Origin of the sequence: Allofrancisella guangzhouensis (assembly GCF_000815225.1) — a bacterium.
In the GTDB taxonomy this organism is placed as follows: domain Bacteria; phylum Pseudomonadota; class Gammaproteobacteria; order Francisellales; family Francisellaceae; genus Francisella; species Francisella guangzhouensis.
Map to the genome: position 1 here is coordinate 1,058,720 of NZ_CP010427.1, position 15,925 is coordinate 1,074,644.

The window sequence follows — 15,925 nt, forward strand, 5'->3', positions numbered from 1 at the left end:
AAGTAAACACAGGTAAAGAAAACGAGGGTTTTGTTTACCTTAATTTGATTTTTAGTCAATTATCAGAATCAATTTTAAAAGGAAATAGTTATCTAATGGTTTGCCCTATAACAAAATTCAATGACTGGTGGCATATTGCTTCGTTAAATTCCCCTTTGAAACAAAAAAATGCTGTTTGTATTTCCACAATAGACTTGCACGGTTTTCCTTCCGGAAGATTTGTAGATCTCAAAAAAGTAGATCGCGATGGTTTTGTTTTCTGCACTTATTTAGACTCCCAGAAAGGTATAGAAATTAATAATAATCCTAAAGTTGCATTAACTATATGGTGGGATCATGTAAACTATCAAATTAGAGTCATCGGTGTAGCAAATAAATTAGAAAGCTCTGAAGCAAAAAAATACTGGGAAAATAGATCATTTTCAGCAAAAGTCACTACAACAGTATGTGACCAAAGTCAGAGATTAGATCATGAAAGCTTGTTAGAAGATAAATTTAATAATTTATATAAAATGCTTAAAGAAGAGCGTAAAGATATTCCAAAACCAGATAACTGGGGAGGATATTGTATAACTCCTCTAAAAATAGAGTTTCTAACGTTTAAAGATAGTCGACTACATTTGCGTGAGCTATATGAAGCTCATGGCAAAGAATGGAGTATGCAATTACTACAGCCATGATTAAAAAAAATCCATGAAGCTTGTTACTCATGACCCTTTTTTACCAGGATCCCGGCCGGAGGTCTACTTGTTTAACTAAATCTTCATAATCATTAAAATTTGTAGGGCGACCTGGGTTTTTATAGCTAGATTGTAGTCTCAATGTTTATACTGATTCCGAAATGTACCTCATTAGGTGTTAAATAATTTAAACATTTTTTAGGTCTATTATTCAAGTCAATTTGCAACTTTCTAAGATACTGATGAGAGATATTACTAAAATCAGTACCTTTAGGAATAAATTGTCTGATATACCTATTCATGTTTTCATTTGTACCTCTTTGCCATGGACTATATGCATCTGCAAAGAATACTTTAATACCAGTTTTATTTGATAAATTTTTGTGTTTAGCAAACTCTTTACCATTATCAAAAGTAGCTGTGGTAATTTTATTACCATTTGATGCTCTGTATAAAATTTGGTTAATTGAACTAGCTGTTCTATCTTTAGCTTTGCCTAGAATTGTGAATCTACTAACTCTATCTACCATAGTCAAAATAGCTCCTTTATGATCTTTACCGACTATAGTATCACCTTCAAAATGATACAGCTCTTTTCTATCATTAGCTGCTTTAGGCCTTTGTGATATGTTGACTCTATCCTTTATCTTACCTTGATTTGAGGAGCCTTCTTTTTTGTATTTGTAACGCCTACCTTTGAAGAATAATAACTGTTTAAGGTTATGTCTTTGTATAAAGTTATAAACAGCTTTAAAACTTAGCTTAGCTATACCTTCATGCTTTAATCTACCACAAATTAACTCCGGTGATATTTTCTTTTTGAGTAAAGCTATTATCAGCTTTTTAACTTCATTAGTAAGTTTATGATTATTTGACTTTCTACGACTACAATACAACTTATGGGCTATCTCTGCAGAATAACTTTTACCTACTTTATTCCTTTTAAGTTCATTTATAACAGTTGTTTTACTAAATCCTATTTTATTAGCTATTGCTGCTTCTAAGTATCCTAATTTAAGTAAATTTTCTATATAATATCTATCTGAAAGAGTTAAATGTCTATGTGCCATTTTTAGTTCCTGTTCGTTTATTTAAGTTCTTCTCAAACCTAATAAACTACATCTGGAACTCTCTTTCAACTATTTTAAAACTTTCAGAATACAATCTAGCATAACTAACTGCATTTATCAGGCCACTTTGGTATATATGATGTTGTTTTTCAAAGTGAGATTCAAGCTGCTTTACAGTCTTAAAAGATTGATTTTTACAATTAGGGCATATATATAAGCCATTTCGTGAATCTAATAAATGTAAACAATTTAGAGCATGTGAAATATATTCATCATAAGACTTAAGTTTTGTCTTACAATTTATACACATAAAAGATTCTTTTTGGTGGCGGCAGTTATTAGCTAATTTATTGGCAACATCTTTTTTTACTGACTTAATAAGTTTCTTACAATATTTTTCATCTCTTTTTTTTGCCTGCGAATCCTTTTTATTGCTTTCAGAGAAATCGACCTTTTTTACTGCTTTAGGTTTATGCAATACGCGATGATTAACTTGGTTTAACTGAGGTTTATTATCAAATATGTAATCCTTAAATCTAATAGTACTGATATGTTGATTATCATTTTCAACAAAGTATATATTTTCATATAACATAACATAAGCCTGTGACCTTAATTCTATTTCTCTTTCTCTAGTTAATAAAAATGTGTCAGTATCATCAATTAAGTAGTATTGGTTAGATTTTTTGATTACAGAAACATAATGACCATATAGTAATTCATTTCCAATATGAACAATATAGCCAATTAGAGAGAATTGTTTATCTGTGATCTTAATATTTTCCTGAATATTACAGTTAGAATCTATTTTAAGACCATGGTTATCATATTTAGTTACTTGTATAAAAATATACTTTCCTATATCTTTTATAGTAATACTTTGTTTAGCATCCTTTTTATGCTTTTCTTCTAGTGTTAGCGTGTAGCCTTTCTTTTTAATATGGGTATTATCATTATCTATACATAACTGACACGGTAATCTAACATCTACTCCTTGCTGATATTTTTTTATACCATCTTCTACGTCAGTAGCCTTTGGAGGGATAATTAATATGTTTCCATCTTCTTCAAACTGAGAGCATTTTTTAGGGTGTAGATCACATAGTATTTCGATTTTGTTATTTTTTTTATGATTATAATATTCACTATGTTCAAATATTTTTATCATAAACTCACTTACATCTTGCTGTTCTCTTTTATCAGTAGATAGATTCCAGTTATTTTCACCTACTAAAGCATTTATTACTCTTTGCAACTGTTTTAAGTCTCTTATTTGATCTAATATTACAAAAGGATTATTATCTGCTATTTTAATCATATTAAGAATCTGAAATGCCGCATTAATATAGCATGTTGTTCCAAAATTTGTTAATGGAACGGTAGTATTATTAGTTAATTGTGATTGCTCTTTTATATCATAATATGAATTGTTGATTTCTATAAAATCTATAGGATTATCTACTATTTTACTAGGATTAAAATTAGCTCCATAATCAATTAGTAACTCCTCATTTATGTTTATGTCTTTTGTTGCATAGTAGAAAGGGAAGCATTCATTTCTTACCTGAAATCCTTTTGATATAGCACAGTTTTGATCACTCTCAGAATCTCCATGATTTATAAATAAGACTGGAGAATGTTTTAATTCTAGTTGCTCATATTTGTCTTTTGTACTAGGAAACAATAAGTTATTGCTAGTTCCTAGTTGCATCAAGTATTCAAAAAGAGGAAAACCAATCTTATCTATAGGTATGTTATAAATATTAGCAACCTCCTGTGTGGTAATTTTATATCCAAAATAGAAGCCAATAATATCGCCTTTTTTGATTAATTTCTTTGCATAGACACCACGGCCATTAACGTTTTTCCTAGCTAAATATTTACTTTCGGCTACATAAAACCTCGAGGGGTCGACCTCTGCTTTTTTTACAATTGTACTACCAAATTTTATTTTACCATTAATAATACCTTCATAAATGGTGTCTCTACTATCTCTAGCTTTTATTAATTTTTGTCTAAGATTATAACTAAGATTCATGCTTGATTACCATGCCACTATGGTTAACATTTTATAACTAATTTTAAACATATAACTATTACTAAAAAAATAATAGTATTATATCATTAAATTAACAATTAATTACTTATAAATATATTTTTTAAGGTATTTTATTGGCAATAGCTATATTTAGCACATATATAACGTAGGTGATCCATAATGTTGCTCTATTATAAATCGATTTTGTAGATATTTTTAACACAGTTAGAAACATATAATTTTAGTTTACAACAGCACTATTAACTAAGATTATGGTATAAGAATATACTTTTATCTAAGTTTATATCATAATTATCTTAAGCAAATTTACTTGAAGGAATTATGACGCTATATGCTAAAAACTAAAAGCTTAACCCCGCTACAATACGATATTATCATAAACAAATCTACTGAAAGACCTTTTACTGGGAGATATAATGAACTAAATTGCGAAGGTGCTTATATTTGTAGGAATTGTGCTACACCATTATTTAAATCAGATAGTAAGTTTATATCTAGTTGCGGTTGGCCTAGTTATGATATTCATATTGACAATAATGTAAAACAGTTACCAGATATAGATGGTCGCAGAACGGAGATTTTATGTAATAATTGCGATGGGCATTTAGGACACATTTTCCATGGGGAAGGCTATACTCAGCTAAATACTAGATATTGTGTAAACTCAGCATCTGTAGACTTTATACCATTTATAAGCTTTGGTGAAACAGAAGAAACTATATTAGCAGCAGGGTGTTTTTGGGGAGTAGAGTATTATTTAAAAAAGTTAGATGGTGTACTTCTTGCTGAGTCTGGGTATTGTGGTGGCGATCAACCATATCCTGATTATAAAAAAGTTTGTAACGGTGATACAGGATATCTAGAAGTAGTTAGAGTTATCTTTGATAAAGGTAAGCTATCTTTAGCTGAAGTTTTAAAATATTTTTTTGAAATACATGATTTTGAGCAAGTTGATGGCCAAGGTCCAGATATAGGAGAACAATATGAATCTGCAATTTTTTATTATAATGATGAACAAAGACAGATAGCGTCAGATATTAAGAATACTTTAAATAATAAGAATTACAGAGTAGCTACTAAGATCATAGAAGTAAAACCTTTTTATATTGCTGAAGATTATCATTTAGACTACTATTTTAAAAAAGGATCTCTGCCATATTGTCATAGTTATAGAAAGATATTTTAGACTTTTGGAAACAGTTTATCTTTTATTCTTAAAAATAGGACTAATGATAGAATTATGAACCCTAATTGCTGAACAGGTATATCCACCATAAGTTCTGTAATTGAATAAAAACTAAGTATAATTCCACCAATACCAGCTACAGTAAATTTGACTAATCTGTTTATAGCATTACCAGCAGCAAAACCTTCTTTAAGTAAATCTATAATCTTTGAAGTCAATGTGATATTTATTAAAGCAAAACAGGCTGTAGCAATAGTATTTAGTAATACAAACAAATAGATATTACTAAATACATAAGAGCATATTATATTAATTACTATAACAATAGTAGATATAAAATATCCGGAAAAAATAATGTTATTTTGGTTATATGGAGTTATATTCTTCTTTATATAGTAACTTGCAAAGACTATACCGAAAATATTAACGGCAAATAAAATACAGTATTGTAAATACCCTAAATTAAAATATTCTATAATAAGGTTTGATGATGCATTTATAAAGCTAAATAGCGCTCCAAAACATAATCCAGCACCAATAGCTCCTAAAATAAAAGGTATATTTCTGGTATGTTTTACATATACATAAAAACTTTGTAATAAACTGGATGATCTTTTATGTGGCTTATGAGTTTCTGGCATTATAAAGGTTAAGCATAACAAAACTACACCATATAGGGTTAAAAAATGAAATATATTTTGCCACTGACCAGTTGTATAAATAATAAGGCTACCGATTATTGGTGATATTATAGGAGCAATCATAAATACCATGATCATAGTAGCCATCATTTTGATAAGTTTTTGCCCACGATAACAGTCTTTTAATATAGCCATAGAAGCTACAGCAGCAGGGGAGTCACCAAGACCTTGGATGAATCTCATAAAAGTTAAAGTTTCAAAGTCTGAGCTTAAAGAGCATAAAACTGTACTTATTGTATATATTAACATACCTAAAATAAGTATCTTTTTGCGGCCATACCTATCTGATAATGCTCCCCATATCAACATACCTATACCAAAACCTACAAGATATGTAGATACTGTAATAGTCATCTTGCTTACATCTACATTTAAAAAGTCACTTATATTACCAAAAGCAGGAATATAAGTGTCAATAGCAAAAGGAGGCAAAGCAACAAAGATAACTACAAAAAATATTAAGTATTTACTACCTTTTCTGATTTTCATATAGTCTATGAGGAGAAAGTTATAATTTTTATAAACTTATTTTAACAGATAAATTCACCGGAAATTAGAAAAAATAAAGAAAAAAAGAAAGTTTATAAATTAAGCTTTAGCTTTTGTGATTGCTGCTTCAATATTAGAATATTGAGTGTAACCACCAATTATAGTAGTATTGCTACTATCAGCTTTCTCAGCAGGAGCAATAACTAGAAAAGGTGTGCCTTGGATACCTAAGTCTTTAAAGCCCATCTCCAAAGTATCTTGTAAATGCTTAGCAATTTTATCATCTTTAATTACTTGCTTAACTTTAGTTATATCAGCACCAGCACTTTTTGCTACATCATCAATAGTTGAATTTTTAAGTTTACCTTCATCTTCACCAGTAGCAAATATACCATTATGGTACTTAACATAAGCTTCAGCACCATAAATTTTATATATAGCAGTGCCTACTTCAGCAGCATATTCAGAAGCAGGGGCTCTTTGACCAAAGATAGGAAATTCTACAAATGCAACTTGCACATCCTTATGACCTTCCATAGCTTTTTCAATTTCTGGAGCGACCTTTGAACAATACATGCATTGGTAATCAAAGAACTCATAGATAACTACTGTTGGATTTTTGACGCCTGATTTAGGAGTTAAATCTGAGTTATATATACTATCTTTGACTTTTAAGAAACTAGTGACTTGTTCAGCGTTCATTTTTTGCATCATACTATCACGTAGATCTTTCATACTCTTATCGATAGTTTCTTGAGAAATAGCGGGTTTCTTACCATTGATTGCATCTTCAAAGCCAGCTACAACTTTATCAGAGCTAAAACCATAATCTTTTAAATTAGGGTCTTGAGTAATATGCGAACCCATACCATACCCAATTGTGTAGCTAGCATCTGATTTAATATTATCTACGGTAGATTCACTAGTAGCAGGTGTGCTTACAGCTATTGAAGAAGTAGTTTCATCACTATTATTACTTCCCGAACACGCTACTAAACTAGTAGTTATAGCCGCAACTGCTAATGCTTTTAAAAGTTTTTTCTTAACCATTATATTTTACTCCTTAATCAAAATGATTACTTAGATTAGTCTGCTAATTGTTCAACGGAGGTTGTGTCAGTGGATTGATCTTTAGTAGATTGAGCTTGTTCTACATTGTCTTGGCTAGCTTTTACGTCACTTTTAACCGCCTTTTGCTCTTGATCAGCAGCTACCTTTTGCTTAGCTATAGCTTGGTTTTGAAATTGAACCATTGCATTTTGCATTTGCTCAGGAGTTAGTTTAGCATCTTTGCCTAGGATACCATCTTTTAGCCCATTTACTATTTGTTGGTTATCAATAGTGATATTATTTTGAGTCATCTGTGTTTGAAGAGTTTTACCCATAGAGTAACCTACAGAATAACTAATATCATTTTTATCAGCAGCAAAACTACTTCCTACTAGTGCACCTGCTAATAGTGGAGCTATAATTAAAGTTTTAGTTAATTTCATAATTTACTTTCTCCTATTGTTTGAAAAGTATTCTTTTAAATAATTCTAACAAAGAATATATAAATCACAATAGTTAATCTAGAGCAATTGTATTAAAAAATATTTGGAAGGAGTAAATGTAGCTATTGTTTAATATTTTTAATTAAATATTTATTTACCATTTTTATTTTTTATGTTTTTATTATAATATTTTTTTTAAAATATATTATAATTATGTTAATATATTTTGATGTATTAAGTGAATATATAAGAAATTTCTGTAACTAACAACAATTAAACAACATAATTTAGGAGTTAAAACCATATGTATAAAAAACATTTAAAAACAGCACTGTTACTATTGCCGGCACTTGGGTTTTCTAGTGATTTTAAAAATATTTCTACAGAAACTAGTATAAAATTAAAAACTATTACGCAGGCTGATGATATTCAACAAAATATAAGAAATTATATCAGTTCATTGAGCAATTATAGTCCTGTTAGTGAAGCTAAAGAAAAATTTAAAGATAAACTAGTTAAGTATTATGGAATAGCGAAACCTTTAAAAACCATCGTTAGAGATAAAGAGAATATATATGATTGCTTTGCTCCTGAGCAACAGCCTGCTTTAATTGGGCTTGGCGAAGATGAAGTAAAAGGAATTTTAGACTATTTTAAAGCTCATACAGTTAAAAATGATGATAACACTAGTAATTTAACTTCATTGAGTAAATCTTTACAGCAACAGTGCGAAGGTTTATATATTAGAAAACGTCCTACTGTCAAAAGTATAGAGCAAAATTCTGCTTTATATACTAAACAAGGCATTAATAATTTAAGTAGTAGTGCTCAATATAAATATGGTTATTTAATAGATGCTAGATTGTATTCTGAAAGTTTTAAAATAGTTGAAAGAGAGTTCCAGATGTAGTTTATTAGGTTTGAGAAGAACTTAAATAAACGAACAGGAACTAAAAATGGCACATAGACATTTAACTCTTTCAGATAGATATTATATAGAAAATTTACTTAAATTAGGATACTTAGAAGCAGCAATAGCTAATAAAATAGGATTTAGTAAAACAGCTGTTATAAATGAACTTAAAAGGAATAAAGTAGGTAAAAGTTATTCTGCAGAGATAGCCCATAAGTTGTATTGTAGTCGTAGAAAGTCAAATAATCATAAACTTACTAATGAAGTTAAAAAGCTGATAATAGCTTTACTCAAAAAGAAAATATCACCGGAGTTAATTTGTGGTAGATTAAAGCATGAAGGTATAGCTAAGCTAAGTTTTAAAGCTGTTTATAACTTTATACAAAGACATAACCTTAAACAGTTATTATTCTTCAAAGGTAGGCGTTACAAATACAAAAAAGAAGGCTCCTCAAATCAAGGTAAGATAAAGGATAGAGTCAACATATCACAAAGGCCTAAAGCAGCTAATGATAGAAAAGAGCTGTATCATTTTGAAGGTGATACTATAGTCGGTAAAGATCATAAAGGAGCTATTTTGACTATGGTAGATAGAGTTAGTAGATTCACAATTCTAGGCAAAGCTAAAGATAGAACAGCTAGTTCAATTAACCAAATTTTATACAGAGCATCAAATGGTAATAAAATTACCACAGCTACTTTTGATAATGGTAAAGAGTTTGCTAAACACAAAAATTTATCAAATAAAACTGGTATTAAAGTATTCTTTGCAGATGCATATAGTCCATGGCAAAGAGGTACAAATGAAAACATGAATAGGTATATCAGACAATTTATTCCTAAAGGTACTGATTTTAGTAATATCTCTCATCAGTATCTTAGAAAGTTGCAAATTGACTTGAATAATAGACCTAAAAAATGTTTAAATTATTTAACACCTAATGAGGTACATTTCGGAATCAGTATAAACATTGAGACTACAATCTAGCGATTATTATCAAAGGTTTGATTCTGATACTAATTACGTATATGCTACTTTTTTTAACCTTCAAGATTTTGATCCGGTAGTGAATGATGGAGGACACAGTTTAAACCAGTTATGGTTAGTAAATGAGCAAGAACCTTTTGTAAAAACATTTGAAACAGGAGTAATTAAAGGTTTCTCTAACAAATGTCCTTGGCATTTATTCACTTTTGCTACAACAGATGGATATCACGGTAACGATAGTGATTACTATAATGAAGATGGTGGATTTGTTAAAAACGTTAATGTATATCCTAATGTTAGCACAAACTTATGTTATGCTATGGAAGAAAATACAGGTGGTTACATTTTAATATTTCATGATACCATTATAAATAAAAAAGTTGATGGTGTTGCGTTGTTTTTATACAAATTAGATAAAAATAAAACCCCTCCAGCTAAAGAATTATTTGAAAATCCTGAAAATTATCCAGGAATAATCAAATTACTTGGAGTATACTACAACCGAAATATGAAAGGTTTTAATGTTTTTAATGTTGGTGCTGAAATTGCTATATCAAAAGGTAAAACCTCATTTGCTGGTCAGATGGGAAGATCAGGTTATGGCGATTATGATGGAGCTCTAGGTTTTAATAATAATATATATTGTATGAATTGTGACCAAGGGTGGTTTAACCTTATCAATAAAGATGGAATTAATATAGGAACGTTTTCAGGTACTAAATCAGCCTAATAATCAAAACTAGGTAATAAGTGTTTATTTAATTAAATAAAAGATTTTTGCTTATTTATAGCCCAATCTATATGCTCTAGAATTAATTTATTATCTAAATATTTGGTTCTTTTATTTTCTAAAGCTAATAAATTTTCATCTTTATATGGTGAATTACCTATGGCTATAGAAATATTTCTTATCCAGGCATCATAACCAATTCTACGAATAGCCGAACCTTGTGTATATTTGTCAAAGTCTTCTTTAGACCATGAAAAAAGCTCAAGTAAAGGTCTATTTACTAAAAAATCTCTTTGCTGAAAGTCTTGTTCGGTTGTTTCAGGAGCTGCATTATTAAATGGGCAAACTAACTGGCAATCATCACAACCATAAATTCTAGTGCCTATTTTATCCCTAAACTCTAGAGGTATAGCTCCTTTGTTTTCAATTGTTAGATATGAAATACATTTACGTGAGTCGATCATTTTATTTGGTAAAATTGCTCCAGTTGGACAAAGTTTAATACATGCTCGACACTTTCCACATTCATTTAATTTAAGATCTGTATCTGGTAATTTGGATAAATCTAAATTGCTATATATAACACCGATGAAGAAAAAAGACCCTTGTTCTTTGTTCATTAACATTGAGTTTTTGCCTATCCAGCCAAGCCCTGCTTTTTCAGCTAAGGGCTTTTCTAATACCGGTGCGCTATCTGTAAATACTCTAAACTGGTGATTAGCTGTGATTTTATCTATATATTCACCTAGTTTTTGTAACTTTTTTTTCATTACTTTATGGTAATCTCTACCATGAGCATATATAGAAACTTCAGCTATTTCAGAAATTGATCTTAAACGCTTAACTTCAGTTTTTGTAGAGATATGACGATTAAGATAATTAAGTGTTGCTACTATGACGCTATTTGTACCAGGAACTAGCTGATTAGGAACAAAACGTTTTTCACCATGTTTAACCATATAATCAAGCTCTGCATTATAGCCACTTTCTAGCCATTTATTATAATAGGGAATATATTCTGATAAATCACAATCAGCTTTTGATAATGATGATAAACCTAATTCATCTAAAGCATAGTTTTTAACTTTTTGCCACTGCTCTAAAGTTAGTTCTAGTTTCATAGTTACATAACTAGCTATCTTTACGTTTGATATCCCAAAGTTTTTCTAAAGCATAAAGGTTTCTTGTCTCTTCAAGCATTATATGAACTACTATATCACCAATATCAACTAATACCCAGTCGGCTTTATTATCACCTTCTATGCCTAATATGGTAATGGTATTTTTTTTCAATTCGTGCTCTAAATGTTTAGCTAACGCTCGGGCATGTGTGGTAGAAGAAGCAGTACAAATGATAATTTTGTCCATCATATCAGTTAAATGCTCAACACCTATAGTTTGGATATTTATACCTTTTAAATCATCTAAAGCTTCTATAGTTATATCTAGTCTTTGGTCTGTAGTCATCAAAAATAATATTGTATAATTATTAAAGCTAGAATTATAACATAACTTTACAGTAAATAGTGGTATCATAACGGTACTAGACGATATGTAGACAATCTGGGAGTTTAAAATGAATAAAAAAGGCTTATTTCTATTTTTTTCATTGGGAGTATTGATCACCATAGCAGTACTATTATTCTACAAATTTGCTATTTGGTATGAGCAAGCACTAGGATCTATCTTCTCGTATATAGTTATGGTCAGCTTTGTTTTACTTGTTTTTAGTCCATTTAGGTTTATCAAAGATAATAAAGCTAATATTAGTGTTAGCAGCTATATTAAATACCTTGGGTACACACTTTTATATATACTTAAGTTTATAGCTAGTGTTGCAAAACAAGTGATACTCACTATTTTATACTTAATATCTAAACTTTTTTCTACAAAAAATAAAGAACCTTCTTAAAAATTTTTAATGCAATACACATCTGAGCAACAAAAAATTATACAACATGACATAAGTAGCCATGCGTTAGTTTCAGCAGTAGCAGGCAGTGGTAAGACTCAAACTCTTATAGCAAGAATAGAGTATTTGTTATCTAAAGGTGTTCCAGCAGATAAAATACTTGTTCTTATGTACAATAAATCTGCACAATTAGATTTTGCGTCTAGGTTAAAAAAAATTTTACCTACTGAGAAATCAGAATATATAAATGTACGTACACTGCATTCTTTAGGTAATAGCTTTTTACAGGCTTTTGCTAAAGCAGGGTACATAAAGTTTGATAAAATCCTCAAAGATTATGAAGTTGATAGCATTTTATTTAATTTAATTAAAAGCTACCAAAAAGAGTTTAAAATTATTAAAGAAATAGATAGTGATAGAGTAGAAACTTTTAAAGAACACATTTCTATTTTAAAATCAGATCTTTGTTTAAATAATAAAAAATTAAAGAGTTTAAACCCTAAAGAAAAAAAATTGTTGGATAAGGTATTTGTTGAATTTAACAAAGAATGTGAAAAGTTAAAAGCAATTACGTATGATGATATGATTTATCTTCCAGCAAAATTTTTTGAAAAAAATAAAACTAATATCTCACGAGCTAACAATTTATATTCACATATTATTATCGATGAATACCAAGATATAAATCCAATACAACAATTTTTCTTAAAATGCTTAGTGGGTGATAATACTTATATTATGGCAGTAGGAGATGTGGATCAAACTATATATCAATGGCGTGGTTCAACTCCATACTACATGTTAGAGGGTTTTAAAAAAGATTTTAAAAAAGTTGAACAATATCAATTATCTTATACTTTTCGCTACGGTGATTTGATATCACTTATGGCCAATAATATTATAACTAATAACAAAAAACGTCATGATAATTTATGTATTACCTACCCAAAGTTAGATAGAACTACAAATATTAGTATTTTAGATAATAGTGATAAAACTGTATTAAAATTAAAATCTCTAATTGAAGCGGGTGTCAAAGCGAGTGATATTGCTATTTTAGTAAGAAAATATAATTCAACCACTGTTTTTGAATTAAGCTGTTTATATAATGATTTACCATATCATGTAGTTGCTGATAAAGATATTTTTAGTGAAAACCTATTTAAAGCTATTTATGGTTATTTAATGCTTTTAAATAAAGGTTGTGGTTTTAAAAAACACGCGCCTGATCAGCGTATAGGGTTTATAAAGGCTATGTTTGATTACCCGTCACTATATCTTAAAAAAGATCAAAAGCAAACTGTAGCTGTAAAAATTGCTAAAAATATCGATCAAGCTACAAGTTTGATTATAGAGTTAAGTAAAAATGTTGATAAATCTTTTAAAGAAAAAAATATCCTTGCTGTGGCACACTGTTGGCGAACTATTTTTAATAATACACGTGCAAAAAGACCAGGTAAAGCCATAGACTTCATATTTGAAACGCTAGAAATAGAAAAGCTTATATCTAAAGTCTCGACAGAAACATACTCTAATAGGTCAAAACTACAAATAATTGAAGGGATATTTAGTTTTGCAAAAAGCAAAAAAGGAGCTTTTAATGAGTTTATAGATCTTTTATATAAACTATATATGAAATCTATTCAACAAGAATCTAAAGTTATTGCAAACTCTGATCAGATCCAAATAATGTCTATGCATAGAGCAAAAGGTCTAGAGTGGGATTATGTGGTTATCCATGATGCTACAGAAGGTAGCTTTTTTGGTGAGAACAACTTAAAAGTTTCTGATGAAATTTTAGAAGAGGAGCGTAGACTTTTTTATGTGGCTATTACAAGAGTAAAAAAACACCTTTTTATAGTCTCAGCTGATGATATTGATAAGCTCTATGCGTGGTATAAAATAAAAAATAACACCTACCCAAAAGATTTAAAGTGTAAAAATAGTCTTAGGTTTTTGTATGAAAGTAACTTAGCCGAATGTGAAAATTATTTAAGTAGTTTAAATCAACTAAAAAAAGAGGATATAAAGAACAGGATTTTTAAGAAGTATCATTTGAGCAGGGACATGTCGACTCAATCCTAGGCTAGGATAGGGATACAATACTATTTTTTATATTTAGTCGCTTGCGATATCTTTAACACTTAGTAGTGTAGTTGTACTGGTTCAAATGGTTCCTACAAACCTCTATTGCGCCCAAAACTTAGTAAAATTTCCATGGTTTTTTTATAGCAATTAAGGCTTTATTTCTACGTTTTTCAGAATCTTCTAAAGTATTAGATTTATAAGAGCTTTTTGATCGAGGGCGGTTAATAAAATCATTATAGTCATAATCTTTCTTATAAGAATTAAATTCTTTAACTCCAGGAACCCAAGATAAATTCCGATACTTTTCAGCTTCTTCTGAATTGTAGTTACTATCTAAATTATTACTACAAAAGAGAGATGAAGTATACAGTTCATCACAAGCTCTTTTCATCATTGTAAGTGAAGGAAGATTAAAGTGACTAGTTACTAACATCTCACTTTCAAAAAAACTTTTCATTAGTATTTCTTTTTTTTTCATTTGATTAAGAAGACTATCATACTCTTGCTTATCTTTTAGATCAAAAGATTTTACAATAGACTTAACTTTTAAAGAATTTAAATCATCATTATATTCTTTTATGGTATCGAGCATCTCTTTAAATAAAGTGGTTTGTTTATCTTTAATCTGTGTACTTGAATACATATCAATCAAACTAAATTTAGACCAGATTTCTCTTAATTTTATATTCGAGTGGGCGAGTGCTAATAGAGCATCTGTAGCTAAAGTTTCAACATTTTTTTGTTTGAATAACAAAGCAGGTTTCATGTTATCTTGGTAGTTATGTGGATTTAATTCTTGTGCTGGATTATCAAACCAGCTTTCTCTACTTGTGTCACATGTAAAAAAAGCTGACCAATCAGCAAGGGCGTATGTTTGTAATATAGGTAAAACTCCATCTTCACTATCTTCTGGAATTAAACCACAAGTACCAGCTTTACCTATCATAACAACCGTAGAACCGCCTTCTGCTTTAATATTTGGAGAAGTTAAATAATAATCATACCATTTGGTTCCCAACTCTTCTAATATATGCTGAGGAGGTTTAGGCTTGACAGCTAGTTTTATATTAAGCATTTCTTCAACTGTTGGTAAATAATTATTATAAAATGTTGCGCCAAGGTCTCTGACAATTGACCATTTTTCATTTAATCCGCCTCCAACATAAAGAAGAAGTTCTTTAAAATAATTATTGGCAAAAGCTTTCCCGTAAACTGTTCTTGATTCAAGAAGAGCTAATTCATACAATTGATTAAGCTTATTTCTGTGTTTAGAATATTGGATGTCAGATATGGTTTTTTTCAAATAAGATAAGTGCTTAAATGTTAACTTTCCATTCTTAGTATATTCATTTTCTTTTTCTGTAGGCTTACGGTCCATCCATATATAATGATTATTTGTCTGGTTCGCTTTAACCATATTTTGAATATTAATCAAATAATTATCTGAAATTTCACGTTCTCCAACCCATATACTATGTACTGATGACATATTGTTATCTCCAATATATTTTTTACTAGACTTTCTATAGCAATTTGTATTAAAAAGTATACCTGATTAAAATTTCATTCACTATCAAGTATAATTGATAGGATACAGTGTTTTTTGACAAGACTTA

At 29.4% G+C, this 15,925-nt stretch carries 14 protein-coding genes and 1 pseudogene; 7 read left to right on the forward strand and 8 right to left on the reverse strand.

The annotated features are described in order from the left end of the window. Positions 1-95: 95 nt before the first annotated feature. The gene (locus tag SD28_RS04990; RefSeq protein ID WP_039124720.1) at positions 96-680 is read left to right on the forward strand and encodes a pyridoxine/pyridoxamine 5'-phosphate oxidase; all 585 of its coding nucleotides are present in this window, start codon (positions 96-98) and stop codon (positions 678-680) included. Positions 681-805: 125 nt separating this feature from the next. On the opposite strand, the gene SD28_RS04995 is transcribed toward SD28_RS04990, so the two are convergent. Both SD28_RS04995 and SD28_RS05000 read right to left on the reverse strand, forming a co-directional pair. Beyond that, entirely contained in the window at positions 806-1,750 is a 945-nt protein-coding gene (locus SD28_RS04995; RefSeq protein ID WP_039124726.1) for an IS30 family transposase, read from the reverse strand. A gap of 46 nt (positions 1,751-1,796) precedes the next feature. Beyond that, positions 1,797-3,788, reverse strand: coding sequence for an SET domain-containing protein-lysine N-methyltransferase (locus SD28_RS05000; RefSeq protein WP_039124728.1), 1,992 nt, complete (start codon positions 3,786-3,788; stop codon positions 1,797-1,799). A 352-nt stretch (positions 3,789-4,140) separates the two neighbouring features. On the opposite strand from SD28_RS05000, the gene SD28_RS05005 reads away from it, so the two are divergent. Next, positions 4,141-4,995, forward strand: a complete 855-nt coding sequence (locus tag SD28_RS05005) for a bifunctional methionine sulfoxide reductase B/A protein (protein ID WP_039124730.1) — start codon at positions 4,141-4,143, stop codon at positions 4,993-4,995. On the opposite strand, the gene SD28_RS05010 is transcribed toward SD28_RS05005, so the two are convergent. From SD28_RS05010 to SD28_RS05020, 3 genes and pseudogenes are all read right to left on the reverse strand, one after another. Continuing rightward, positions 4,992-6,185: a multidrug effflux MFS transporter gene (locus SD28_RS05010; RefSeq protein ID WP_039124732.1), complete on the reverse strand. Its 1,194-nt coding sequence runs from the start codon at positions 6,183-6,185 to the stop codon at positions 4,992-4,994. The two genes, SD28_RS05005 and SD28_RS05010, sit on opposite strands and share 4 nt — an antisense overlap. Positions 6,186-6,287: 102 nt before the next feature. Next, a pseudogene (locus tag SD28_RS05015) lies at positions 6,288-7,235 on the reverse strand (DsbA family protein); the annotation flags it as partial. A 35-nt stretch (positions 7,236-7,270) separates the two neighbouring features. Beyond that, on the reverse strand, positions 7,271-7,678 hold the full coding sequence (locus SD28_RS05020) for an FKBP-type peptidyl-prolyl cis-trans isomerase N-terminal domain-containing protein (protein WP_069774106.1): 408 nt from the start codon (positions 7,676-7,678) through the stop codon (positions 7,271-7,273). A gap of 304 nt (positions 7,679-7,982) precedes the next feature. Here SD28_RS05020 and SD28_RS05025 point away from each other — a divergent pair, with 304 nt between their 5' ends. The 3 genes from SD28_RS05025 to SD28_RS05035 are packed head-to-tail and all read left to right on the forward strand — an operon-like array spanning position 7,983 to position 10,309. Next, positions 7,983-8,588 carry a hypothetical protein gene (locus SD28_RS05025; protein ID WP_039124733.1) on the forward strand — a complete coding sequence of 202 codons (606 nt, stop codon included), beginning with the start codon at positions 7,983-7,985 and terminating at the stop codon, positions 8,586-8,588. Positions 8,589-8,634: 46 nt separating this feature from the next. Then, positions 8,635-9,579 carry an IS30 family transposase gene (locus SD28_RS05030; RefSeq protein WP_039124962.1) on the forward strand — a complete coding sequence of 315 codons (945 nt, stop codon included), beginning with the start codon at positions 8,635-8,637 and terminating at the stop codon, positions 9,577-9,579. Continuing rightward, a complete protein-coding gene (locus SD28_RS05035; protein ID WP_039124735.1) occupies positions 9,563-10,309 on the forward strand; it encodes a hypothetical protein in 747 nt (248 codons plus the stop codon). The genes SD28_RS05030 and SD28_RS05035 overlap by 17 nt, the downstream gene beginning before the upstream one ends. A 32-nt stretch (positions 10,310-10,341) precedes the next feature. Here the strand turns inward: SD28_RS05035 and queG are convergent, their stop codons facing one another. Together queG and rsfS are read right to left on the reverse strand one after the other, a co-directional pair. Next, positions 10,342-11,430: a tRNA epoxyqueuosine(34) reductase QueG gene (queG, locus tag SD28_RS05040; protein ID WP_039124737.1), complete on the reverse strand. Its 1,089-nt coding sequence runs from the start codon at positions 11,428-11,430 to the stop codon at positions 10,342-10,344. 10 nt (positions 11,431-11,440) lie between these two features. Beyond that, positions 11,441-11,776 carry a ribosome silencing factor gene (gene rsfS, locus SD28_RS05045; protein ID WP_039125807.1) on the reverse strand — a complete coding sequence of 112 codons (336 nt, stop codon included), beginning with the start codon at positions 11,774-11,776 and terminating at the stop codon, positions 11,441-11,443. Between the two features lie 109 nt (positions 11,777-11,885). Between rsfS and SD28_RS05050 the strand changes: the two genes are divergently transcribed. Both SD28_RS05050 and SD28_RS05055 read left to right on the forward strand, forming a co-directional pair. Then, positions 11,886-12,221 (forward strand): hypothetical protein, encoded by a 336-nt coding sequence (locus SD28_RS05050; RefSeq protein ID WP_039124739.1) that lies wholly within the window; start codon positions 11,886-11,888, stop codon positions 12,219-12,221. A gap of 9 nt (positions 12,222-12,230) precedes the next feature. Further along, entirely contained in the window at positions 12,231-14,306 is a 2,076-nt protein-coding gene (locus SD28_RS05055) for an ATP-dependent helicase (RefSeq protein WP_039124741.1), read from the forward strand. A gap of 118 nt (positions 14,307-14,424) precedes the next feature. On the opposite strand, the gene SD28_RS05060 is transcribed toward SD28_RS05055, so the two are convergent. Further along, positions 14,425-15,798, reverse strand: a complete 1,374-nt coding sequence (locus SD28_RS05060) for a hypothetical protein (protein WP_039124743.1) — start codon at positions 15,796-15,798, stop codon at positions 14,425-14,427. Between the last annotated feature and the right edge of the window lie 127 nt (positions 15,799-15,925).

What these genes read in the sequence shown, in the direction of transcription:
- SD28_RS05050 (WP_039124739.1), top strand. Translation starts at nt 11,886, where the DNA reads ATGAATAAAAAAGGCTTATTTCTATTTTTTTCATTGGGAGTATTGATC.
- SD28_RS05020 (WP_069774106.1), bottom strand. Translation starts at nt 7,678, where the DNA reads ATGAAATTAACTAAAACTTTAATTATAGCTCCACTATTAGCAGGTGCA.
- SD28_RS05060 (WP_039124743.1), bottom strand. Translation starts at nt 15,798, where the DNA reads ATGTCATCAGTACATAGTATATGGGTTGGAGAACGTGAAATTTCAGAT.
- SD28_RS05055 (WP_039124741.1), top strand. Translation starts at nt 12,231, where the DNA reads ATGCAATACACATCTGAGCAACAAAAAATTATACAACATGACATAAGT.
- SD28_RS05000 (WP_039124728.1), bottom strand. Translation starts at nt 3,788, where the DNA reads ATGAATCTTAGTTATAATCTTAGACAAAAATTAATAAAAGCTAGAGAT.
- SD28_RS04990 (WP_039124720.1), top strand. Translation starts at nt 96, where the DNA reads ATGGTTTGCCCTATAACAAAATTCAATGACTGGTGGCATATTGCTTCG.
- SD28_RS04995 (WP_039124726.1), bottom strand. Translation starts at nt 1,750, where the DNA reads ATGGCACATAGACATTTAACTCTTTCAGATAGATATTATATAGAAAAT.
- SD28_RS05025 (WP_039124733.1), top strand. Translation starts at nt 7,983, where the DNA reads ATGTATAAAAAACATTTAAAAACAGCACTGTTACTATTGCCGGCACTT.
- SD28_RS05030 (WP_039124962.1), top strand. Translation starts at nt 8,635, where the DNA reads ATGGCACATAGACATTTAACTCTTTCAGATAGATATTATATAGAAAAT.
- rsfS (WP_039125807.1), bottom strand. Translation starts at nt 11,776, where the DNA reads ATGACTACAGACCAAAGACTAGATATAACTATAGAAGCTTTAGATGAT.
- queG (WP_039124737.1), bottom strand. Translation starts at nt 11,430, where the DNA reads ATGAAACTAGAACTAACTTTAGAGCAGTGGCAAAAAGTTAAAAACTAT.
- SD28_RS05005 (WP_039124730.1), top strand. Translation starts at nt 4,141, where the DNA reads ATGCTAAAAACTAAAAGCTTAACCCCGCTACAATACGATATTATCATA.
- SD28_RS05010 (WP_039124732.1), bottom strand. Translation starts at nt 6,185, where the DNA reads ATGAAAATCAGAAAAGGTAGTAAATACTTAATATTTTTTGTAGTTATC.